The organism is Ureibacillus aquaedulcis (genome assembly GCF_030418165.1).
Classification (GTDB): Bacteria; Bacillota; Bacilli; order Bacillales_A; family Planococcaceae; genus Ureibacillus; species Ureibacillus aquaedulcis.
In genome coordinates, this window is record NZ_JAUHTQ010000006.1 from 39,131 (window position 1) to 62,168 (window position 23,038).

The following is a 23,038-nucleotide window of genomic DNA, read 5'->3' on the forward strand; positions in this document are numbered from 1 at the left end:
AAAATAATTTTATTTAATTCCTTATCCTAACATATACACGTAAGAAAAAAATCGATTGAATTGCAAGAAAAATCATACTATTATACATTCAATCAAACAAATTGGGGGATGACATAATGACGACTCAAATTACTGGAAATAAAGCATCAGCTGAAACTTACATTAACGGAGTGTTTGAACAATTAAAAGTAAAGAACGCACACCAACCTGAATTCCTGCAGGCAGCAGAAGAAATCTTTTTATCCTTGACTCCTGTATTCGAACAGCATCCTGAATACATCCAGCATAATATTCTTTCCCGAATGGTAGAACCTGATCGAATCATTTCCTTCCGCGTTACATGGCAGGACGACTACAATCAAGTACAGGTCAACCGAGGCTACCGTGTACAATTCAGCAATGTTGTAGGGCCATATAAAGGTGGATTGCGTTTCCATCCATCCGTTAATGAATCCATCATGAAATTTTTGGCATTTGAACAAGTTTTCAAAAATACTCTAACAGGTTTACCGATTGGTGGTGCCAAGGGTGGCTCGGATTTCAATCCAAAGGGAAAATCAAATTCGGAAATCATGCGTTTTTGCCAAGCTTTCATGACAGAATTATACCGTCATATCGGAGCGGATGTCGATGTTCCTGCTGGTGATATGGGTGTTGGGGCAAGAGAAATCGGTTACCTATTCGGACAATATAAACGTATCCGTAACGCACACGAAGCTGGCGTATTAACGGGTAAAACACCAGGCTACGGCGGATCATTAGTTCGTAAAGAAGCAACTGGCTATGGTTTAGTTTATTTCGTGGAAGAAATGTTGCGCGATATCAATGAAACATTCTTAAACAAAACGGTGGTTGTATCCGGATCAGGAAATGTAGCAATTTACGCTATTGAAAAAGCTCAAGATTTAGGTGCCAAGGTCGTAGCATGTTCTGACTCAAACGGTTATATTTTTGACCCTGAAGGAATTGATTTAAACATTGTCAAAGAAATTAAGGAAGTCAAAAGTGATCGCATCCAGACTTATGTAGATTACCGCCCAAATGCAACCTATACAGAAGGGTTCCAAGGCATCTGGTCCATTCCTTGCGATATCGCATTACCTTGCGCAACTCAAAACGAAATAGATGGCGATTCAGCTCGCACCCTTCTAGCAAACGGGGTAAAAGTGGTTGCAGAAGGCGCCAACATGCCTTCGAACTTGGAAGCGATTAATGTCTTCCTGGAAAATGGTATCCTGTTTGGGCCAGCAAAAGCGGCAAATGCCGGTGGTGTAGCAACGTCTGCTTTAGAAATGGCGCAAAACTCCGGTCGCTACTACTGGACATTTGAAGAAGTCGATGAAAAATTGCAAGAAATTATGAAGAATATTTATGTAAAGAGTAAAGAAGCTGCATTTAAGTACGGCAGTCCTGGAAATTTGGTAGTCGGTTCCAATATTGCAGCATTTGTTAAAGTGGCAGATGGTTTGATTACCGAAGGCGTATATTAATTTAGTATTCCTTATAAATATTTATGGAGGGCATCTTTAGCATATGCCCTCCTTTTCTTTTTCTCAGCTATTAATCTAAAGATAGGAACTTAAAATCCTCAAAAACGTCAAAACGAACTACAAAGTTTAGAATTTTCTATCAATAGATTTTCAATTCAAACTATATATGATACAATTTATTTCGAATACCGTAATACGGGAGGGAATGGAATGCTTAAAAGAAGCGAAGTAAAGATTGAAGAAACATGGGATTTGACTCCCCTATTTGAAACGGAGCTGCTTTTTGAAGAAGCGGTTGAAAGTGTTTTAGGAAAAGCTGGCGAGATAGAAAAAGAATTCAAAGGGAAAATTGTGAATGCCCAAGACGCAGTAAATGTAATTGCAGCATATCAAAGCTTATATGAAGCACTTGTTCCTATCGGTACGTATGCCAGCCTTTCACTAAGTGAAGATCAAACAAATGACGAGGCACAAATGCGTTCGGCCAAAGTAGGCCAACACTATTCAAAAATTGGTGCACAGCTTTCTTTTATTACAAGTGAGTTGCTCTTATTGGATGAAGCTGTTTTGACAGAGGCAAAAGACTTGGCGCCGCAATTTGAACGCTATATCGATAACCTGATACGCAAAAAGCCTTATCAATTACACCCTGAAGCAGAAAAAGCTTTAGCTGCTTTCGGTACAACATTTGATGCACCTTACGAGCTTTATAACACAACAAAATTGGTAGATTTAAAGTTTGATAATTTTGAAGTAAACGGCGAAAGTTACCCACTAAGTTATAATTCTTTCGAGGGTGATTGGGAACTGGAAAGTGATACCGAAATTCGCCGTGCTGCATTCGAATCTTTCTCAAAGAAATTACGCGACTATCAGCATACAACAGCAAAAACATACGACACACATCTAAAAATAGAAAAGACGGATGCCGACTTACGCGGCTATGATACGATTTTCGATGCCCTTCTATTTGATCAGGAGGTTGATCGTGAGCTTTATAACCGCCAAATTGATTTAATTACAACTGAATTAGCTCCACATATGCGTCGTTATGCGAAGTTGCTGCAAAAAGAACATGGCTTGGAGAAAATGACATTTGCCGATTTAAAAATCTCTTTGGATCCAACATATGAACCGAAAATTTCCATTGAGGAATCTCGCCAATATATGAACGATGGTTTATCCATCATGGGTGAAGATTATCAAAACATGCTTGACCGCTCATTTGACGAGCGCTGGATTGATTTTGCCCAGAATGAAGGGAAATCGACAGGTGCCTTCTGTTCAAGTCCTTATGGTAAACATCCATATATCTTAATCTCTTGGACGAGCCGTATGAATGAAGTATTTGTTCTTGCACATGAGCTAGGCCACGCAGGACATTTCTATTTAACGCACAAAGAACAGAACATTTTTAACTCCAGACCATCTTTATATTTTATTGAAGCACCATCTACAATGAATGAGATGCTTATGGCGAACCACCTATTATCAAATTCAAATGATGCCCGCTTCAAACGTTGGGTAATTTCAACGATAGTTGCACGTACTTATTATCACAACTTTGTAACACATTTACTGGAAGCCGCTTATCAACGTAAAGTCTATGAAATCATAGATGATGGCGGTAGTGTAAATGCTTCGATTTTAAATAAATTAAAGCGCGAAGTATTGGAAGATTTCTGGGGTGACACAGTTGAAATCACTGAGGGTGCCGAATTAACTTGGATGCGTCAACCACATTACTACATGGGCCTATATCCATATACGTACTCAGCAGGGCTAACAATCGCTACTCAAGTTTCACAACGCATTCTGAATGAAGGAGAACCAGCAGTACAGGATTGGCTAAAAGTTCTTAAAGCAGGTGGAACAAAATCGCCTGTGGAATTAGCTAAAATAGCAGGTGTTGATATTACAACAGATCAGCCATTAAAAGACACTATTGCTTATATCGGTTCTTTAATTGACCAATTGGAAGTACTTTCTGAAGAGATCGCATCGGAAAACGTATAATTCATAAAAAACGAAGGTGTCTCGGCTTGTTTGAGACACCTTTTTTCAGTTCTTGTTAGCAGAGAGTCAATTTATTTCTATATGAGGGGTAAGTTCAGCAGGAAGATCAGGAATTTTTCCTAAAATCAACCTGGATAGCTTACATTCTGCTGCAATATACCTTTAAAGTTTTTAGATTACAACACTATTCTTTAATAGCCGGGGATACAATTCAGATACACCAGATTGAATAGCTGCTTCCCCAACTGCTTTAGCGACTGCCAACGCTACTCTTTCATCTATTGCTTTTGGAATAATGTATTCTTCGGATAGCTCTTCATCAGTCACAAGAGATGCGATCGCTTCCACTGCTGCAAGTTTCATGTCCTCATTGACATCCGTTGCCCTTACATCTAGTGCCCCTTTAAAAATACCAGGGAAGGCTAATACATTATTCACCTGGTTTGGATAGTCTGAACGGCCTGTCCCAATAATGCGGACACCCCAGCTTCTAGCGTTTTCATAAGTAATTTCAGGATTTGGATTTGCAAGGGCAAACACAATTGGGTCGTGGTCCATGGATTGAATATGTTCTTTTGTAAGCAAGTTCGCAACAGATACACCGATAAACACATCTGCTCCAACAAGCGCCTTATCCAGACTGCCTGTTAGGTTAGCTGGGTTTGTCAATTGTGCAATATTCTCCTTAATTGGATTCATGCCTTTTTCTCGGCCACTATAGATGATGCCTGTTGAATCACACACGACTACATTCTTATAGCCCTGATGGAGTAAAATACGAAGAATGGCAATTCCTGCTGCACCAGCCCCATTAATGACAATTTTTAAATCTGCTTTGTCTTTTTTTACGATTTTCAAGGCGTTTTTCAAACCTGCGCCTACCACAATCGCCGTTCCATGTTGATCGTCATGAAACACAGGGATATTACACTCTTTACGTAATCGTTCTTCTATTTCGAAGCAACGTGGTGCAGAGATATCCTCTAAATTAATGGCACCGAATGTTGGTGAAATAAGCTTCACTGTTCGAACGATTTCATCCACATCTTTGGTATCCAAACAAATTGGTACTGCATCTACATTGCTGAATCGTTTCAATAATAAAGCCTTGCCTTCCATTACTGGAAGTGCAGCTTCCGGTCCGATATCACCCAAACCCAATACTGCTGTTCCATCCGTTACAACCGCAACCAAATTCCCCTTAATTGTATAGTCATAAGCCAGCGAACGATTTTTTTCGATTTCTATACAGGGTGCAGCGACTCCCGGCGAATAAGCCAAACTCAAATCATAAGAATCTTCCAACGGAACTTTTGAACTAATTTCCAGCTTCCCCTTAAATTGTGCATGCATTTCAATCGATTTTTTCATTAAATCCATTTTAGCCACCCCGTTTGTTTAATTTTTAAAAACATTTATATTTTCGTATCATAGCGCTTCAACGCAATGAAGTCAACACAAAAATTCTTCATAAAGCAGATAATTCTTTGTAAAATTAAGAGATTTCAAGAATTCGACTTTTAAATAAATGGCATAGATTGTAATTTATCAAGCGTTTTTTAGTATATTAATATAATATATGAAAACGTTTTTATTATTCAAATCCCCTTATGCCGCTAGTTTGATATTGTGAAATATCACACGTACTGTTTTAGGAGGCGTAATATGAAACTTTTCACAAAGTCTTATGCTCAATTTTTCACATATTAACAAATTTTTTCACAATTTTGTAACAAAAAAAGCTACATACACGTTAACATGTACATAGCTTTTAACCATTAATCTTATTCTTCTTTAGTTAATTCAATTAATTGTTCCAATAATTCATATGGTACATATGTCTTGCTTTTTTCCAGCAATTCTGGTTCTTCTTTGAAATAGCGGATTGATTTATTGTAACCATAATGCTTTGCCCCCAACGTAATAGTAAAGGAAACGCTGCCTTTAGAAATAACAGAAACCTTTCCATATGACTCGACTGTGAATCCTAATTGCTCCGCTACCAGCCTAAGGGGGATCATTTTCACACTATTTACTTTGTAGTAATCCTTATTTGCAATATCAGCTGCTTTCTCAATGTTCGTGGTTTCTTTTTCTAGAACCACGATTTTATATGGCCCTGTTTGTGCCGGATAACTCTCTAACACATACTCATAGAATATGAGAACATCTTTTTCTACTAAGGCTTCTTTCGGCACATCTCTTCCCGATAAATCATGGATTTCTGTTTCATCAGTGACATGAATAACTAAGTCTCCCTTTTCATTTAAGAGTTGTTCATTAAATCGCTGTAGTTCCACAGTACCCGGATGTTTTGAATGCACAATGATGACTTCAGGAGAATATCTCGGAGGATAAATCATGATCATTGATTTGCGGGAATCTACAAAGGCTGTAATCTCTGTCCCTTCCGTGAGTTCGACCTTTTCTCCAGCATTATTTAAAACCATGGTGCTTTCATTGTAGTAAAAACCAAACTCTCTCTCTCCTGCCTTCACTGTTGCATAATTGTTCCCTTTTGGTTCATTTTTGATAGAGTTTACTTCTCCAGTCACTTTTAAAAAATTACCATTTTGATTTTCTTCTGCAACTGGATCACCAGTACCCTCAGCAGACACAGACGGTTGTATTAATAAACCGCTAACCAAAGCTACAGTCATAAGTATGGATGCATATCTTTTCATTTTGCACTCTCCTTCTTAATGCTTTTCGAATGATTAGTCGAGAAACATTTGAAAAAGTTACAATGTGGTTAAAAAACATCATTAACATTAAATTAACTAACCTCTTGTTTCATCTCATCTATTATTGATGTGACAATATGCAATGAGTCCCATTCTCCCCTGGAGAGCTTCGTGATAGGGTATTTACGTTTAAAAAGACTGTCATGAATTTGCTCTGGTGAAAGACCCTCCTGATACCGGGATTTTACTTGTTGCTGTATATCAGATAAATAATCTTTTTTATTCTCAAGGCTCTTTCTGCCATCCTTTACAAACCCTGCATGGCTGCAATACATCTCATTAAAGTCATAGGTTAAAAGATGTTCTATTGAACGGATGATTGTGGGTATGCTCTCTTCTCTTAAAACTACTTTCGTTTTTGTTTGGACATAGAGATCCCCTGTAAAAAGCTGCCCCGTTTCTTTATTCAAAAATGCAAGATGATCCTTTGCATGGCCAGGTGTTTTAATTACCTCCCAGTCGGCACTGCGTGATGAAAAGCTGCTGTCAATGGCATTTGCTCTAAACGGCATTCGCTTCCCCCAAAAAACCTTTCTGTAAAGGGGATAATCGGGATTTTTTTCACAATCTTGAACAGACATTTCATGTATATAAATTGGTACATTACGTTGCTGTTCCAAGATGGACGCGCATCCAGTATGATCTTCATGTATGTGGGTTAATACAACTTGGTCAATATCAGCTTCCAATAAAAACGGTTCAAACTGTTTGCTCAGAGATCTGGAACCAGTATCAATCAAAACACCGTCCACCATAAAACAATAGACATTAAGAGAAATCTTGCCCAACGTGACCTTTCCATTTGCATAATGTACATTATGATGGCTTCCAAAATCAATGTATTTCTTCAACAGCATGTTTCCATCCCCCTTTGTAAATTTCAACGCACCAATTTTGAATGACCATTCATTCATTTTATATGGAAGAGAAAACGTATAATTTTTACATTATACGTTTTCACAATCATTTACTGATTTTCCCCTGTTTCAACCTCATATTGTGTAATCCAGTCACTATAGCTTCCAACATACAGCTTCAAATTTTCATATCCTGAATCTGCCAGGATAGCATATAACGGTGACGCCGTTACACCTGAACCACAATAGACGACAATTTCTTCATCGCGCTTGAATTTTTCGACAAGCTGGTCATTGGCATGTAGTTCAGACCCCTGTTTTAATTGCTCCCAGTCAAAATTTTTCGCTGTTGGTATATGGCCCGCTACTTTGTCTATTGGCTCGTTTTCCCCACGGTATCTTTCATTTGAACGCGCATCCAATAGTACCGCTTTTTGAACTCCATCGACAATATTTTTCACATCTGCTCGATTGGAGTAGATTGCATCATTCCAGCCCAGTACCAAATCGGTAACATCATAATTTGACTTTTCTGCTGTGACAGATTTTCCAGCTTCCTTCAATGCTTCAAAGCCGCCATTTACAATATAGACATTCGGGAAATTTGCATACTTTAACATCCACCAGGCACGGGCGGCAAAGGGTGCCCCGCCTTGGTCATAAATATAAATAATGTCATCATAATTTAAGCCCGATTGTTCAAATAAATGCTGTAGTTGTTCTTTGGAAGGCATTGGATGACGGCCTTCGCTTTTTGTCATTTCAGATAGATCTTGTTCCAGGTCCCAATGAATCGCACCTTGTATATGGCAATTTTGAAAGGCTTGTTTTCCCCAATTTCGGTCCTGCAAGTCATAACGAGTATCGATAAACCTGCCTTCCTTTACGTCCTTTGCAGCAACGAACACTTTTCCCATTTATTTTACCTCCGATTTTTGTAAATCATAATAGATAGATTTCCATATCTCTAAGCGATTTACCTCTTCAAGAAGCAATTTTTCTGTTTCAATTTGCTTTAATGCCTGTTTACGCAAATAGATATTCAAGTTTTCTGATTCATGTTCAATTAAATCAGTTGCCCAATGAGAGATTTTCTCTTTTTCAGCATCGACGTAATTTTGAGCATCCGGTTTCGTTAGTTCTTCCAATGCCAATTTCAGATTTTCTTTTTCATTTTTCTCAAAAAATGACTTTGCATTTTTAAAGTAAGATTTGACGGAAGCATACTTCTTTTCATCCTCAAAGGGACCTTTAAATTCCAATAATTTTGGTTCCTCGGACTCGAATGCCATGAAGGAGAAACTTGGGTTTAACTCTTTTAATGAACGTACTTCCTCTTTGAAACGTTCGATGATTTTCTTTTGGACAAACTGAGCCAGACGGAAATTCGTTACACGCAGTTCTTGTGCAAAGTCAAAACGTAATGCACTGATCGTTTCCTTCAATGCCTGCTCCAATGCTGTTTGAACGGGCTTAGAAGAGAAAGTGGAAGGATTATAGCTTTCTCTGAAGAAATCCGGATAACGATAGTAAACGCGCTGCATCACATAGTAAAGCAATTCATCCAATTCCTGCTTCATATCACTCTTTAATATGTTGGTCGATGGGCTGCTAAACGCTTTTTGGACATGTTGCTCAAGCTCGGCAAGCTCTTTTAATCGTTCATCTTTGCGCTTTAAATTCTCTTCTGTTTGCTTGATTAGATCAGCCAGACGTGCTTGTGTTTTCTCAACCTCTTCATGCAAGGCCTGGATTGCAATGGCTGCTAATTCTTCATTCAAGAAATGATGGAACGAGTGTTCAAATGGCTCCATTCCTGAATTAAGCAAACTGCCTTCTACTTTTTCACGAAGTGCCAGCAAACTTGAAACACCAAATAATTTAGGGAAACGGATACCAAAACGTTGTAATTCCGTTTTGACATAGTTTTTCACATCTTCTTCTTCATCTGGTGTAGAAGCCAGATCGATGGCATTTACAATGAAGAACATTTTATCCAGTTCAAATGCATCCTTCACACGACCTAATTGGATTAAAAATTCACGGTCCGCTTTGGCAAAGGCATGATTATAGTACGTGATAAATAAAATCGCATCTGCATTACGGATATAATCAAAGGCAACACCCGTATGGCGGGCATTGATCGAGTCTGCCCCCGGTGTATCCACCAAGGTCACACCCATCCTAGTCAACGGGCTATCATAGTAAAAATCAATATTATCTACAAAGCAGGAACGATTCTCTTCAGCTACATATCGTTCAAACTCTGAACGCTCTACACGAATGGTTTGACCTAGCTGCGACTCATATGTCTTAAATCCTTGGCTAAATGCCCGGATAAAAGATTTATGAACATTTAATCGCTCGTCTTTTAATTGTACAGCAAGCCCCTCTTCTGCACGTTCATATGCCTCTTGCAAGGTACGTATAGCAATACCGATTTCCTCATATGAGACTTTGATATCTTCCAATAATTGATCGGCTGTTTTTAGATGAACATCCGCTGTTTCATGTGGGTGGTCTTTTGTAACAGGGCGAATTTTATTGATGGCAGCCGTCGTCGGGTTTGGAGATACAGGCAAAACCTTGGAACCCATTAAAGCATTGGAAAAACTTGATTTCCCCGCACTAAATGCACCAAATAATGCAATTGTAAAATCCTTTTGCTGCAATCGTTCTACTTTTCTCTGCAGGAACTGGGCTACTTCTTCAAATCCATCCACATTTTTCACTGCATTTGCCGTACGAATAGCGGCCTCAATGACTTCCTCGCCTTTTTGAGTTTGAGCCGCCGCTTGCTGGATTTCTGTCGAAGCCACTTCAATTTCGCTTTCCTTCTTCACTAACATGGATGAATCAAATGGACGAATCTCTTTAAGAGCTTGCTCATAGTCATCTTGCCATTGTTCGAACTGGCGTTTTGCCCCGGAACGCGTATCCTTTGTCGCTGTCGCTATTTCTTTCTCAGCATTTATTTTATATTTATTTAATTGCTCGATGGATTGGATAGCCTGCACTTTTTCTTTCAGTACTTTTAGCTTGGCTTGAACCGGAGTGGATAAGCTTTGGGATGCATCCTTTAATACAGCCTCTTGTTGATCCTTCCAGTCATCTGTTGCTGCGATGAAATAACGTTTCGTAGCCTCGGCAACACGATTAGCAAAATTTAATAAAGCATCCGCTGTAAGAAGTGAACCTTGTTTAATTTCACCTTCGATCAGAGAAAATGGAACATCAAATTGAAGAGCATCAATAATTCCTGCTCTTTCATCCGTTAATACCCCTACTTCCTTTAGGGATTGCTTCATTAGATTTCTTAAATGTCCAATTATTTGAGATTGCAAGATCACCTTATATTGTTCATAAACGTCTTCAATACGGCGTTTCTTTTCTTCTTCTGTTTTCTTTTTAGCAGAGAATAATCCACCAACTTTAAAGCCTTCTTGGGTACTTTCAAGATATGCACGTAATTTTTCACGGAAATCAGCTGGAATAATCGCTGCGTTATCAAGTAACTCCTTGCGTCGATCTTTAAACGTATCATTCCAAGTTTCACTGGAAAATAACTCTGTTTGGAGGTTTAACCTCTCATATTGTTCCAGTAAATCCTGTCGATTTTCCCACTCATCAGTACTCAGGACATTTTCATAATCCGACAGCAGAGATTGTTTTTCATCCTCCAAGTAAGCAAGATGCTCATTCTGCAGTTTGCGCAATGTATTTTCAGCAGTTGATACAAGCTGATCCTGCCAATCGTTCATCGAATCCATGACTATTTTCTTTACTGTGTCAAAGTCATTATGAGGGTGGTCAAATTCCCTTAAAGAAGTGAAAAAGATCCCTTTTGGTTCAACTCCCCAAGCTGAAAAGGATTGCTGAACGGATTGTTTAAAATCGACAAATGAAAGTTCATTTTCTTTATGTTTATCGATTTGGTTTACAATTAAATATACATTGGGATTGTATTTCATCAATTGCTTCGTGAATTGAAAATTCAATTCGGATTGTACATGGTTGTAATCCATTGTATAGAAAACCACATCTGCTATATGGAGTGCTGATTCTGTTGACATTGCATGTGCATCATCCGTGGAGTCAACACCGGGCGTATCCATTACCGTTACACCTGAAGGAAGCGAAGAACCACTATGTCCAATCTCGATCTGGGATACAAGCTCACCGTTTTTACTCAATTCCTTTACGGTTTTAAAATCATAGCCAGCTTCAAATTTAACCGGCTTCTCATGATGCATATAGACAATGGCAAAATCTTCCTCGGATTTATGGACTTTCACGATGTTGGCACTCGTCGGAATTGGACTTGCAGCTAGGATATCCTCACCGGATAGAGCATTGATCATACTGGACTTACCTGCCGAGAAATGACCTGCAAAACCGATCACATATTCCTTTTGTAATAATTTCCTTGCAAATAAATGAAGCTTCTCCATACGTTCTGTATCTTCATTGTTTTGGTAGATTATGTATTGTATCGCAGATTGTTGTAATAATTTCTCTAATTTTTCTTCAAAAGAACTCATGCAAATAAATACCCCTTTGCCTCATTTTTGTCACAATTATATACTATTATGATTAAATAATAAAATCGATGAAAAAGAAAGAATGAAAGAGGAATTTTTTAAATATTAAATAGAAAGATTACTGGAGGATTGTTTTTAAGGAGCTAGTAAGGATAGGAATGGGGGCAGTTAATTAGGATTTTATCGTATTCTTCACTAAATACGTACCTATACCTGCGTAAATCACAATTGTTAAACCAACAAATAAATAAACCATTTGTCTCCCCCTCAATAATGAGAATCATTTTCACTTACTATTATAATATACAATATAACACCTCACAAGTTAAATGAAAACGGGTACATTGGTATAGTTTGTAATTATTTTACATGTACTAATGTACTATCAACATGGTAATATGGAAAAAAAGCCGTAAAAGGTGTGATTCAATGAATAATTCGCTACATATACAAGCCATTTTGAATGGATCAATCCATTCTTTAAAAAGCATTCTTCCCATGGAATTGGATATTCAATCCCCTTCTCTTTTGACAGAGCCCTTTATTCAGCAAGAAATGGGCGTTTTAATTGGATTGATTGGTGACATAAAAGGAAGAATCATTATCGATAGTACAGCGTTATCCTTTAGTGCCATTGGAGCAAAAATGTTCGGCATGCCACTTGAAGGCGAGATGCTGGAATCCTTTACCGGGGAGCTTGGGAATATGTTTGCCGGTAATCTATGTACCCATATTGGTCAACAATCTTTAAATGTTGATATTACTACCCCAACGGTGATGGTTGGAAATACAAAGCTCCTTGGATTTGAGAAGGTTTTAAAGCTGCCGACAATCATCGAAGAAGTTGGGACACTTACAATTTTATTTACAATTGACGAAGAATAATTAATTCATCAAATACATAATGCAGAATAATAATTTGTACATATAATTGAAGTCGATCAGGAGATCGATTTCTATCTTAGTAACACGCCAATGTTAAAGTTGGGCGTGTTTTTTTACGTTTTTTCACTTCGCTAACGTGACTTGGCTGTGGAAGTCTTATAGTGGAAATCCGGGCTTCTGTTGTACCTTGTTCTCAGATAGAAAGTTTATTCAATTCCCTTCTTATTCTAGTGATTAAAAGCTTATTTACCCCTTCTTGCAATTTTGAATTTCCTATCCAAAGGAGCTTCAACCTATTAAGAACTGTCTCCCGCTAGTCCCATAGCCACCCTTTTGATTAATGGCCACAGTAAATTATACCTTCACATTACGTTCACATTTTAACGCCATATATGTGATTTTTATCACATCATAGCAAATCAATTTTATATATGATTTGGTTGTAAATTATTTAATATTTATTTCTTCACTTAGGAGGGAGAATCATGGCAAACCACAAAAAAACGTCAGATGATAATTTAAAAGGAACACTTTATGCTACTTTTGGCATTGGGATTATCATTATTGTCATCTGGGCTCTTTGCTTCAATTTATTCATTGATCGTTTTTAACTAAATTTATATATTCTCTAGGAGGGAATTTACATGCACATACACAAGTATGAGAAATGGTGGCTTGTATTCGGTACATCGACACTCATTATATTTCTGATAATAATCGGTGTGAGCGCATTCCATGCGGGTGCACACCCGAATAATTCAAAATGGACAATCGACTATGAAAAAGTGGATGAGATTGCTCCATTTGACAACCCAGGTGTCCATAAAGTAGAAGGAAAAGACTGGGACTATGAAGTGGTTTTGGTTGCTTCTGCATTTAGCTATACTCCAATGGAGATCGAAGTGCCAGTCGGCTCCAAAGTAAGGTTTGTAGCTACTACGAAAGACGTTATACACGGATTTGAGGTTGCAGGGACAAACATTAATATGATGCTTGAACCCGGCTATGTTTCCGAACTCGTTACTACCGTAGATAAAGCTGGCGAATTTACAATCGTATGTAATGAATATTGCGGTATTGGACACGCAATGATGTATTCTACACTAAAGGTGGTGGACGCTGATGACAACAGCAGTCACTAATAAAGAAATTATTAAAGAAAAACAATTGCCAAAAGGAAAAAATTTAACAACAAAAGATCGTTTAATCAAAGTTGACCGCAAGGATGCGAAGTTAGCATTAGCACATATGTATGTAGCATTTACTGCTCTTTTAGTTGGTGGTCTTGCCGGTCTTTTACAGGTATTTGTACGATCAGGTGCATTCCAGTTGCCATTCGGCATCGGATATTACCAAATACTTACAGTTCATGGTGTACTATTGGGACTTATTTTAACAACATACTTCATTATGGGCTTCCAATTAGCTGCAGTAAGCCGTACTGCGGGTGCCCTTTCAAATACACAACGCAAATTAGGCTGGATTGGTTTCTGGTTAATGACAATCGGTACGGTAGCAGCTGCAACAATGGTGCTGCTTAATGAAGCTTCTGTACTTTATACTTTCTATGCTCCACTTCAAGCACACTGGATTTTCTATGCCGGTCTTGCTCTGGTTGTTGTTGGCTCATGGATTGAAGGTCTTTCTCAAATTATGAGATATGTACAATGGCGCAAAGAAAATAAGGGTCAGACTTCACCTCTTCTGGCTTTCATGGCTGTCGTAAATAACCTTATGTGGTTTGTAGCCTCTTTAGGGGTTGCTATTGAGGTATTATTCCAATTACTTCCTTGGTCATTAGGGTTAGTGGAACGTATTGATGTATTATTATCACGTACATTATTCTGGTATTTCGGCCATGCTCTTGTATACTTCTGGTTATTGCCTGCTTATATGGTATGGTATGTAGTTATTCCAAAAGTAATTGGAGGTAAACTTTTCTCCGATGCATTGGCTAGATTATCATTTATGCTATTCCTATTATTCTCTATTCCTGTGGGAGTTCACCACCAATTAACGGAACCAGGGATTGATGGCTTCTGGAAATTCCTGCAAGTTGTATTAACATTCTTTGTAATCGTTCCGTCTCTTATGACAGCCTTCTCCATGTTTGCTACATTTGAATTGCGTGGACGTGAATTAGGCGGTAAAGGCGTTTTAGGATGGTTTAGACAATTACCTTGGAAAGATAGTCGTTTCTTGGTTCCATTCATTGGAATGGTTGCATTCATACCTGGTGGGGCTGGCGGTATTGTGAACGCTTCTTACCAAATGAATCAATTAATCCATAACACAATCTGGGTTACAGGCCACTTCCACTTAACAATTGCAACAGCTGTTGTACTAACTTATTTTGGTGCTGCTTTCTGGTTAATCCCCCATTTAACTGGGCGAACGTTAACAAGCAGAATGAATAGCCTGGCCAATACAGCAGGTATTCTATGGGCAGTTGGTATGTTCATCATGTCCGGTGCTATGCATATCGCAGGATTGCTTGGTGCACCCCGTCGTTCCGAGTACTCTACTTATGGTGGATCTGAGCAGGCAGCTGAATGGATTTCTTATCAGTTTGCACAAGCAATTGGAGGTACTATTTTATTCATCTCCATCCTGGTAATCATCGGTGTGGTTGTTAACCTATTATGGTTTGCACCTAAAGGAGAAGAAGAATTCCCTGTTGCGGAAGTTGCTGAAGGTGGCGGCAGCACACCGGCAATTTTAGAGAACTTTAAAGTATGGGGAGTTATTCTAGTTGCATTAATCCTAATCGCTTATACGTTCCCTATCTTCGATATCCTTAGTAACTCACCTGCTGGTTCAACAGGATTTAAATTATGGTAAGATAAAAATTAAACAACCTCTCCCCTAATCCTTGGGAGAGGTTGTTGTTTTTATTCTCACAATTTATTCAGCAATACCCTTAATCTATTAGAGCTGTTTTTTTAAAATTAGTTAATTCACACTCTCCTTCAATCGTTTCTTATCGATTTTTCCTACATGCGTTTTCGGTAATTCATCAAGAAACAAAACCTTTTTTGGAACTTTATAAGTGCCCAGTTGTTCACGGCAATAATTTTGTATTTCGCTTTCAGAGCAAACCCAATTACTTGAAGAAACAATAAACGCTGTCACGACTTCTCCCCACTTTTCATCTCTTATTCCAACAACCGCTACTTCCCTTACATGGGGATGATTCACGATACATTGTTCTACTTCCAAGGGATATACATTTTCCCCGCCTGTAATAATCATATCTTTGCTTCGGCCAACAATGAAAACATCGCCATCTCCATCGACTTTGGCCAGATCTCCAGTTTTCAGCCAGCCATCTATTATGGCGTTTTTTGTCTCTTCAGCATTATTCCAATACTCCGTGAACATGTGCCTTCCTTTTATATATAACTCTCCAACCTCCCCTACTTTGCAGATAGCCCCGTTTTTATTTTTAATTCGAATCGAATTAAACATCATGCTTTTCCCTACAGATCCCGGCTTTTTAGCCGCATCATCCGAATCGATATAAAAATTGTTTGGTCCGGCTTCTGTTAAACCATATCCTTCTTTGAACTTTAATCCTTTTTTTATAAAATGGCTGTAAATGGTTTGAGGACATGGAGCTCCTCCAGATAGAAATACTTTAACTGTTGGAAAGCTTGCATGCTGGAAATAGTCTGTTTCGATCATTGATTGGTACATTGTCGGCACAAACAGAGAGATGGTGGATTGATAATCGTTCACTGACCGAATGGCTTCCTCGGCGTCAAACTTATTGCCGACTACTACCGTTCCACCGCACATCAAGATGGGAATGGATAAAGCATTAAGCCCTCCGGTATGAAAAAGCGGCATATAATTGACCGTGCAATCTTCGCAGCTTAAGTTCCAACTCAAAATCGTATTGAGTGCATTCCAATTCACGGCATCAAATGATAGCAAGACACCTTTTGGGTTACCCATCGTCCCACCCGTATAAATCATTAACCACGGATCAGTTGATTGCCATTGGGGAGTAGGATTAAATTCTGGGGAATCAACTGAAAAATCGGATGGAATCCGAACAAGTTTTTCCTTAAATATTTCCTCCCCTAAATTATGGAATTCCTCATCTGTTATAAGGATTGATGGACTGCTATCATTTAGAATCGAAATAAGCTCCCGCTTGCTTAACCGCCAATTTAACGGAACGTAAATGAACCCACCCAACCCGCAGGCGAATAGAATTGGAAAAATATCAATGCTATTTTCTGCCAGTAAGGCAACCCGGTTTCCTTTCTTTATCCCTTCATTCCTTAGATAGCACAACCATTTCAATGATTCATTCGATAATTCTTCGTAGCTCCATTTCCTCTTTGTCTGAATGTCAATGAGGGCTATTTTAGAAGGGGTTAAGCTCGCTCTATCTAATATCCAAGTTTGTTCATTTTGCAACGCGTTTCCCTCCCACATCACATCATAATTCCACCATCTACGTGCAAAACATGACCTGTAATATAGCTTGATTCCTCCGATGCGAGGAAGAGATAAGCGTTTGCAATATCCTCTGTTTCTCCTAATCTTTGGAGGCTCACTATGGATTCCATATGCTGAATCACTTTTTCGGGCATTTTCTCTACCATTGCCGTTTTGGTGAATCCAGGGGCAACTGCATTTACATTGATGCCTTTGCGGCCAAATTCTTTTGCCCAGGTTTTGGTCATCCCCACTACGGCAGCTTTCGTTGCAGCATAATTGGTTTGTCCTACATTTCCATAAACGCCACTTACCGAAGAAGTATTAATAATCTTGCCGTAACCTCTTGACACCATATGGGGGACCACTGCTTGAGTGCAATTAAAAACTCCCTTTAGATTCACATCTAGTACGCGGTCAAAATCCTGTTCCGTCATTTTTACGAGCATGGCATCCCGTGTAATACCGGCGTTATTGATTAAAATATCAATCTTTTCATGATGAGCCAGTACTTGGGCTACCATGTTCTCGACACTTTCTTGACTTGCTACGTCTACCGCAATAAACAGAACCTCTTTACCTTGGTTTTGGAAATGCTGTTCCAATTCCTTGCCGCTTGCCTCATCAAAGTCAGCGATTACAACTTTTGCACCTTGATTTAAAAACGTTTCACATGCGGCCTTCCCAATTCCATTTGCTCCACCTGTAATAATGGCAACTCTATTCTGTAATCGCATTCTTTTTGCTACCTTCCTTTAAAAAAGATTCGATTTGTTCGGTTAATTGCCCTAAATCATCTACAAGGGGCGAATGTCCACAATTAACAAGCTTCACTGATTTTGCCCTTTCCCCAAAATCTTCGATGATTTCATTGGTCATTTGGAAGGGAACGACATAATCCCGCTCGCCATACAGGATTAAAACCGGAATATTAATTTGATTAACCTTACCGGTACCTTTCGCTGCCTCATTATCCAGATGGCTGATATTGAATGTGTTCAGCACATGATAAATATCTGCAAGATTCCGTTGTGTCAACATATCATCTATATATTCCTCATATCGATCTTCTTCGGGTTGATTATGCGTATAAATCGCAGCGTTCCAAACAGCCCTTAAGCCTTCTCTATTTCCAGTATCATAGAGAGCTTGCATCGGAAGTGTCCGCCCTTCATCTGCCTCTATTTCCTCAATAGTAGTAAATCGCTGTGATACTTCTGCTGATCCCTCATTATTTGCCTTATAAAATGGATAGCCGCGCGTAGAAGCCGAGGCAAGAAGAACCAGCTTGTTGCAGTATCCAGGATAATCTATGCAAAACTGCATCGCGATTGCTCCACCTGTCGACCACCCAGCCATACTGAAATCTTTCAAGTTAAGTAAATCGATAAAATTCTTGATATCATCACTAAAATCTCTTATATGCTGAACTCTTTTATTATAAGTAGATTGCCCGAAACCTCTTAAATCAGGAGCAACTATGGTATAGTCCGAGCTTAATGACTCCATAAGCAAATCCCAATGCTTCGAGGAGGTCATATTGCCATGAATCAAAAGCAGAAGCTTTTCTCCCCCTGAGCGTACACGATACGAAATTTGTTCTCCATTTTGCAAATTCACTGATTTCAAATTTTCAGAGACTGTCATCTCTTCTCCCCCTTTGTTTTCCCCATTGAATTGTTATAGCTCCCCATGCGTATCCAATTCCGGCGCTAACCAGTGTCAGTACATCCCCATCCTGTATTCTTTTCTCATTCAAGGCGAGTTGTAATGATAAAATTTGATCAATTTGACCGATATGTCCGTAGTTCGATAAATAAATCGAGTTTTCCTCTTTTAAGTGGAATGTCCTTAAAACAAAGTCATGGGCTGATCTTTTCATATGGAGCATTCCGATATAGGCTAATTCTTTTTCATGGAACCCGCTTTTAGTTAAGGAATTCCGGATCACCTTGATAAAGTTATCAAGGGATCTTTGTTCCAATCTTGTCTTCATTCCTTGGGGATCTGTTACATCCAAACGATATAATCCCATCATGATGTGTTCGGCTGTCAGAGGCTGCCTGGTTCCTCCAACCGGTACAATGACATCTTCGGAAAAAGACCCATCCGTCATGATATCCGCTTCATAGATAAGGTTTTCTGAACTATCGCGTTTAAGGATGAGTGCACCCCCACCTGCGCCTAGATTAAACATAAAACGCGTTCGTTCATTTCGATAGTCAATCAAGTCATGATTACGGTAACCCCCTGCAAGTAAAACTGTTCTGATATTTTCGTCCGAATGCATTAGACTTTTTGCGAGTTTCATTGCCAGAATCGCCGTACCGCACCTGAGCTGTATGTCGAAAGCCCAGGCATTTGTCGCACCAATTTCTTCTTGAATCTTGATCCCAGCCGTCCATAAAGGATATTCTTTATGTTCTTCACCAAAATAGATAATCACATCAATCTCTTTTCCATCAATATTGGCATGATTGATTGCATTTCTGGCAGCCCGGATGGCCATCTGTACTGTATGGTCATCTTGGCCTGCTACTCTTTTTTCTATTATCCCCATTTTTGTTTTTACGACCTCAATGGGGAGGCTTGCTTTTTCCGCTATGTCTTCAGCGGTCATTCTTTCGATTGGCAAATAGACTCCGATCCCTAAGATTCCTACGTTCATGGCGAATGCTCCTTATCTTTTTCTAAAGCAAAGATTTTCCTATCTTCATGTTTTGATTTCCATTTAGAAAGAGCTTGAAGAATGGATCCTACAATTCCTTTCGGGAAAAAGATAACTGCTAAAATATATATAATACCGAAGAAGATAATCCATCTTTCAAAGATTGGGAAATCCCTTGCAAGACCAGATAAATAATGCTGTGCAAATTCAATCACGACAGAACCAACGATTGGCCCTACCAACGTTCCCACACCTCCAATGATTGTCATCAGAAGAGCATCGAGCGTAATATCCATTGCCATAACACTCGTATTGACGAATCGGAGGGAAACTGCATATAATGACCCTGCCAAACTCGCTATAACACCGGCAACAACAGAAGCTATGACTTTATAATGCAATGTTTTAAACCCTAAAGAACGTGTGCGTTGTTCATTTTCCCGTACAGCAATCAGTAATCTTCCAAGAGGAGACTGAACAAAGCGCCTAAGAATCAGGAAGACGATGACCAAGCAGGCAAGTACACAAAAGTAAAAGACGATGCGATCCTTGAAAATATCAGGTGCCCGAAAAGTGAAACCGTCATTCCCCTTTGTCACAGTACGCCATTTTTCCGCTACAACTAATAACAGTCCCGAAATTGCCAAGGTTAACATGGCGAAAAAGTGGCTCTTCAATCTCAAGGTTAAGAGCCCAACAAGGAAACTTACGAATCCCGAAAGAACAATGCCAACTGCAATAGACCCAATAAACACGCCAATTGTCGGTTCAAAGGTATTCAGCAGTATAGCTGTTGCATACGCACCGATACCAAAAAACATTGCATGGCCGAAAGAAACAATTCCCGTATAACCGAGCAAAATATCATAACTCATTGCCAATATCGAAAAAATAAAAATTTGCGTAAATAAAATAGTTAATGTCCGTGAATCAGCTACAAAAGGAAAGGCAATTAGGAATAGTAAAATAATGAGAAACAGAACATGATATTTGGAAACCAGATTTGATGTTTTCAAGAAGCTCACTCCTTTGCCATCCTGAATAAGCCTTGAGGACGGAAAATTAATACGATGGCCATCAAGATCATATTGACCGCCAATGATAAAAATGGAATATAGTAAGCCATAAAGCTTCCAGCCAATCCTACTAAAATTGCCGCAAGCAAGGAGCCGGAAAAACTCCCCATACCGCCAATCACCACGACAATAAATCCTAATATGGCAAACTCCATTCCCATTTCTGCGTAAATAGAACCTGAATAAGGGGCCATTAACATTCCACCAATGGCTGCAAGAGCAGCCCCAGTCATAAAGACGAACAAAAATACTTTCTTTATATTAATGCCGAGTGCCTGCACCATTTCTTTATTCATCACACCTGCACGGACAATCAGCCCAATTTTTGTGTGTGTCAAAATATAATGGAATACTCCAAAAACAATAAAACCGACAACGATAATGAATATCCGGTACTTAATAATAATGACTTCACCCATTTCCCAACTGCCGGCTAGATAATCCGGTACTTTGACAGGAATTGCATTCGGTCCAAACACTACTTTAATCATTTCTTGCAATACCAGCATAAAACCAAGAGTGATTAAGATTTGCTGTACATGATTGCCGTATACAGGTGTAATGATCAACTTTTCCATTAAGAAGCCCAATACCATACCTGTTAAAATGGCAACCATTATTCCGACTATGAAACTCTCTGTAATTATATAGGTAAACACACCTGTATAAGCACCCCATACGAAGAGTCCACCATGAGAAAAATTGAGTACATCCATCAAGCCGAAAATTAGCGTAAGCCCAGCTGCAAGTAAGAAGATTAGCATTCCTGTTGCCAACCCATTAATTATCAAACTTATAAGTAAATCCACTCGACTCACCCCTTACCCAATGCCTAAATACTTATGTTTCATTGCATCATCCGAAATTAATTCATTCATGGCACCTGTATGCACAGTTCGACCATCATCAATCAGGGTAAACGTGTCTCCAATACGGCTTGCCATGAAAAAGTTTTGTTCAACGAGGACAATGGTCGTTCTTTTTTTCATTTCCATAATTGCTTCCATCACTTTTTCAACAACGATCGGTGCTAATCCCTTTGAAGGCTCATCGATCAGCAAAAGCTTGCTATCATTGACAAAGGCCCTTGCCATTGCCAGCATCTGTTTTTGACCACCAGATAAATTTCCGCCGGCTTTTTTCCAGAACTTCTTAAGGTCCGGAAATAGAGTCAACACATACTCCTGCCTTTCAAACGCTTCACTCGTCTCTTTACGCATGGCAACCTTTATATTTTCTTCTACCGTTAGCTGCGCAAAAATACCCTGATCCTCCGGCACATACCCAATTCCAGTATTGGCAATCTCATATGTGGGCTTTTTCGATATCTCTTCATTCAAAAAGGTTATAGAACCACTTGATGCTGGCGTTAGCCCCATAATTGTTTTTAATGTAGTTGTTTTCCCGGCTCCGTTACGGCCTAATAGTACGGAAACCTCACCTACCCTAGCTTCAAATTGAATGCCCTGTAAAATATGGAACTGCCCAATATGTGTTTGGATGTTATGAAGTTTCAACAAGCTCTCCATCATAAAGCCCTCCTAAATATGCATTCTGAACGGTTTCATTATTCATAATTTCAGTTGGTGTACCATCCGCGAGTAATTTTCCATTAAATAACACCATGATCGAATCGGATAAATCCAGAATCATATCCATCTTGTGTTCTATTAATAGAATGGTTTTATTGCCGCGTTGTTTGATGGTACGTATAACATCCAAAATTGTCGGTACTTCTTCCAAAGACATGCCGGCTGTTGGTTCATCCAACAATAGTACTTCTGTATCCAGTGCGAGCAGCATGGCAATTTCAAGTTTGCGCTTCTCACCATGGGATAACTGACTGGCAATTGCCTCACCCTTATTGAGCAGCAGTACTTGATCTAGTATCACTAGTGCTTCTTCTGTTATTTTTTTGTAACTGCGATAAGATTTGATAAAATGAAACCTTACTTTTTCCTTTGACTGTACCGCCAACCGAACATTTTCGAGGACAGTCAGATTAGGAAAGACATTTGTAATTTGAAATGATCTCCCCAGACCTTTGCGTGTCCTCTCCACTGAAGAGTATTTTGCTAATGATTCACCCTTAAAAAATACATCTCCTTCAGTCGGCCTTAATTCACCACTAAGCAGGTTAAAGAAGGTTGTTTTGCCAGCACCATTCGGACCGATAATCGACTTGAAGTGCTTTTCGGGCATTTCAAAATTCACGCGATCCACCGCTTTGTGCCCGCCAAATTGGATGGACAAATCCTTTGTACGTATAATTGGCTCCATCTTGATTCTCCTTTCTGTTTCTCTTAAAATCT

Annotated in this window: 19 protein-coding genes; 6 read left to right on the top strand and 13 right to left on the bottom strand. The window is 39.1% G+C overall.

The genetic code is table 11. The features are described from left to right. Positions 1-116 precede the first annotated feature (116 nt). Both gdhA and pepF read left to right on the top strand, forming a co-directional pair. Complete coding sequence (gdhA, locus tag QYB95_RS09665; RefSeq protein WP_301138138.1) at positions 117-1,490, top strand: NADP-specific glutamate dehydrogenase; 1,374 nt, start codon at positions 117-119, stop codon at positions 1,488-1,490. Between the two features lie 210 nt (positions 1,491-1,700). Next, entirely contained in the window at positions 1,701-3,506 is a 1,806-nt protein-coding gene (gene pepF / locus QYB95_RS09670) for an oligoendopeptidase F (protein ID WP_301138139.1), read from the top strand. 171 nt (positions 3,507-3,677) lie between these two features. Here pepF and QYB95_RS09675 read toward each other — a convergent pair whose 3' ends face one another. From QYB95_RS09675 to QYB95_RS09695, 5 genes are all read right to left on the bottom strand, one after another. After that, on the bottom strand, positions 3,678-4,886 hold the full coding sequence (locus tag QYB95_RS09675; protein WP_301138140.1) for an NAD(P)-dependent malic enzyme: 1,209 nt from the start codon (positions 4,884-4,886) through the stop codon (positions 3,678-3,680). 404 nt (positions 4,887-5,290) lie between these two features. Beyond that, positions 5,291-6,190 carry a stalk domain-containing protein gene (locus QYB95_RS09680; RefSeq protein WP_301138141.1) on the bottom strand — a complete coding sequence of 300 codons (900 nt, stop codon included), beginning with the start codon at positions 6,188-6,190 and terminating at the stop codon, positions 5,291-5,293. 92 nt (positions 6,191-6,282) lie between these two features. Then, entirely contained in the window at positions 6,283-7,107 is an 825-nt protein-coding gene (locus QYB95_RS09685) for an MBL fold metallo-hydrolase (protein WP_301138142.1), read from the bottom strand. Between the two features lie 110 nt (positions 7,108-7,217). Then, positions 7,218-8,024: a sulfurtransferase gene (locus QYB95_RS09690; RefSeq protein WP_301138143.1), complete on the bottom strand. Its 807-nt coding sequence runs from the start codon at positions 8,022-8,024 to the stop codon at positions 7,218-7,220. Continuing rightward, positions 8,025-11,648, bottom strand: a complete 3,624-nt coding sequence (locus QYB95_RS09695; RefSeq protein WP_301138144.1) for a dynamin family protein — start codon at positions 11,646-11,648, stop codon at positions 8,025-8,027. It lies immediately after the preceding gene. Between the two features lie 429 nt (positions 11,649-12,077). Between QYB95_RS09695 and QYB95_RS09700 the strand changes: the two genes are divergently transcribed. The 4 genes from QYB95_RS09700 to QYB95_RS09715 all read left to right on the top strand — a co-directional run bounded on the left by QYB95_RS09700 (position 12,078) and on the right by QYB95_RS09715 (position 15,374). Beyond that, entirely contained in the window at positions 12,078-12,533 is a 456-nt protein-coding gene (locus QYB95_RS09700) for a chemotaxis protein CheX (RefSeq protein WP_301138145.1), read from the top strand. A 485-nt stretch (positions 12,534-13,018) separates the two neighbouring features. Further along, the gene (locus QYB95_RS09705) at positions 13,019-13,144 is read left to right on the top strand and encodes a hypothetical protein (protein ID WP_301138146.1); all 126 of its coding nucleotides are present in this window, start codon (positions 13,019-13,021) and stop codon (positions 13,142-13,144) included. 33 nt (positions 13,145-13,177) lie between these two features. After that, positions 13,178-13,675 (top strand): cytochrome c oxidase subunit II, encoded by a 498-nt coding sequence (locus QYB95_RS09710; protein WP_301138147.1) that lies wholly within the window; start codon positions 13,178-13,180, stop codon positions 13,673-13,675. After that, on the top strand, positions 13,656-15,374 hold the full coding sequence (locus QYB95_RS09715) for a b(o/a)3-type cytochrome-c oxidase subunit 1 (RefSeq protein ID WP_301138148.1): 1,719 nt from the start codon (positions 13,656-13,658) through the stop codon (positions 15,372-15,374). Before QYB95_RS09710 ends, QYB95_RS09715 begins: the two co-directional genes overlap by 20 nt. Positions 15,375-15,485: 111 nt before the next feature. On the opposite strand, the gene QYB95_RS09720 is transcribed toward QYB95_RS09715, so the two are convergent. Genes QYB95_RS09720 through QYB95_RS09755 form a run of 8 tightly spaced genes read right to left on the bottom strand, consistent with a single transcriptional unit; the run spans position 15,486 to position 23,006 of the window. Beyond that, positions 15,486-16,961 carry a class I adenylate-forming enzyme family protein gene (locus QYB95_RS09720; protein ID WP_301138149.1) on the bottom strand — a complete coding sequence of 492 codons (1,476 nt, stop codon included), beginning with the start codon at positions 16,959-16,961 and terminating at the stop codon, positions 15,486-15,488. A gap of 17 nt (positions 16,962-16,978) precedes the next feature. After that, complete coding sequence (gene fabG / locus QYB95_RS09725) at positions 16,979-17,719, bottom strand: 3-oxoacyl-ACP reductase FabG (protein WP_301138150.1); 741 nt, start codon at positions 17,717-17,719, stop codon at positions 16,979-16,981. After that, on the bottom strand, positions 17,703-18,629 hold the full coding sequence (gene phaZ, locus QYB95_RS09730; RefSeq protein ID WP_301138151.1) for an intracellular short-chain-length polyhydroxyalkanoate depolymerase: 927 nt from the start codon (positions 18,627-18,629) through the stop codon (positions 17,703-17,705). The genes fabG and phaZ overlap by 17 nt, the downstream gene beginning before the upstream one ends. Beyond that, positions 18,616-19,650, bottom strand: coding sequence for a 3-oxoacyl-ACP synthase (locus QYB95_RS09735; protein WP_301138152.1), 1,035 nt, complete (start codon positions 19,648-19,650; stop codon positions 18,616-18,618). Before QYB95_RS09735 ends, phaZ begins: the two co-directional genes overlap by 14 nt. Continuing rightward, entirely contained in the window at positions 19,647-20,651 is a 1,005-nt protein-coding gene (locus QYB95_RS09740; protein ID WP_301138285.1) for a branched-chain amino acid ABC transporter permease, read from the bottom strand. The genes QYB95_RS09735 and QYB95_RS09740 overlap by 4 nt, the downstream gene beginning before the upstream one ends. A gap of 20 nt (positions 20,652-20,671) precedes the next feature. Further along, positions 20,672-21,535, bottom strand: coding sequence for a branched-chain amino acid ABC transporter permease (locus QYB95_RS09745; RefSeq protein ID WP_301138153.1), 864 nt, complete (start codon positions 21,533-21,535; stop codon positions 20,672-20,674). A 12-nt stretch (positions 21,536-21,547) separates the two neighbouring features. Further along, a complete protein-coding gene (locus QYB95_RS09750) occupies positions 21,548-22,255 on the bottom strand; it encodes an ABC transporter ATP-binding protein (protein WP_301138286.1) in 708 nt (235 codons plus the stop codon). Beyond that, positions 22,230-23,006 carry an ABC transporter ATP-binding protein gene (locus QYB95_RS09755; RefSeq protein WP_301138154.1) on the bottom strand — a complete coding sequence of 259 codons (777 nt, stop codon included), beginning with the start codon at positions 23,004-23,006 and terminating at the stop codon, positions 22,230-22,232. Before QYB95_RS09755 ends, QYB95_RS09750 begins: the two co-directional genes overlap by 26 nt. Between the last annotated feature and the right edge of the window lie 32 nt (positions 23,007-23,038).

Bases quoted from the DNA above. Each gene is read 5' to 3' on its own strand.
- QYB95_RS09735 (WP_301138152.1), bottom strand. From the start codon at position 19,650: ATGAACGTAGGAATCTTAGGGATCGGAGTCTATTTGCCAATCGAAAGA.
- QYB95_RS09685 (WP_301138142.1), bottom strand. From the start codon at position 7,107: ATGCTGTTGAAGAAATACATTGATTTTGGAAGCCATCATAATGTACAT.
- pepF (WP_301138139.1), top strand. From the start codon at position 1,701: ATGCTTAAAAGAAGCGAAGTAAAGATTGAAGAAACATGGGATTTGACT.
- QYB95_RS09690 (WP_301138143.1), bottom strand. From the start codon at position 8,024: ATGGGAAAAGTGTTCGTTGCTGCAAAGGACGTAAAGGAAGGCAGGTTT.
- QYB95_RS09695 (WP_301138144.1), bottom strand. From the start codon at position 11,648: ATGAGTTCTTTTGAAGAAAAATTAGAGAAATTATTACAACAATCTGCG.
- QYB95_RS09675 (WP_301138140.1), bottom strand. From the start codon at position 4,886: ATGGATTTAATGAAAAAATCGATTGAAATGCATGCACAATTTAAGGGG.
- fabG (WP_301138150.1), bottom strand. From the start codon at position 17,719: ATGCGATTACAGAATAGAGTTGCCATTATTACAGGTGGAGCAAATGGA.
- QYB95_RS09715 (WP_301138148.1), top strand. From the start codon at position 13,656: ATGACAACAGCAGTCACTAATAAAGAAATTATTAAAGAAAAACAATTG.
- QYB95_RS09680 (WP_301138141.1), bottom strand. From the start codon at position 6,190: ATGAAAAGATATGCATCCATACTTATGACTGTAGCTTTGGTTAGCGGT.
- QYB95_RS09705 (WP_301138146.1), top strand. From the start codon at position 13,019: ATGGCAAACCACAAAAAAACGTCAGATGATAATTTAAAAGGAACACTT.
- QYB95_RS09700 (WP_301138145.1), top strand. From the start codon at position 12,078: ATGAATAATTCGCTACATATACAAGCCATTTTGAATGGATCAATCCAT.
- gdhA (WP_301138138.1), top strand. From the start codon at position 117: ATGACGACTCAAATTACTGGAAATAAAGCATCAGCTGAAACTTACATT.
- phaZ (WP_301138151.1), bottom strand. From the start codon at position 18,629: ATGACAGTCTCTGAAAATTTGAAATCAGTGAATTTGCAAAATGGAGAA.
- QYB95_RS09710 (WP_301138147.1), top strand. From the start codon at position 13,178: ATGCACATACACAAGTATGAGAAATGGTGGCTTGTATTCGGTACATCG.
- QYB95_RS09755 (WP_301138154.1), bottom strand. From the start codon at position 23,006: ATGGAGCCAATTATACGTACAAAGGATTTGTCCATCCAATTTGGCGGG.
- QYB95_RS09750 (WP_301138286.1), bottom strand. From the start codon at position 22,255: ATGGAGAGCTTGTTGAAACTTCATAACATCCAAACACATATTGGGCAG.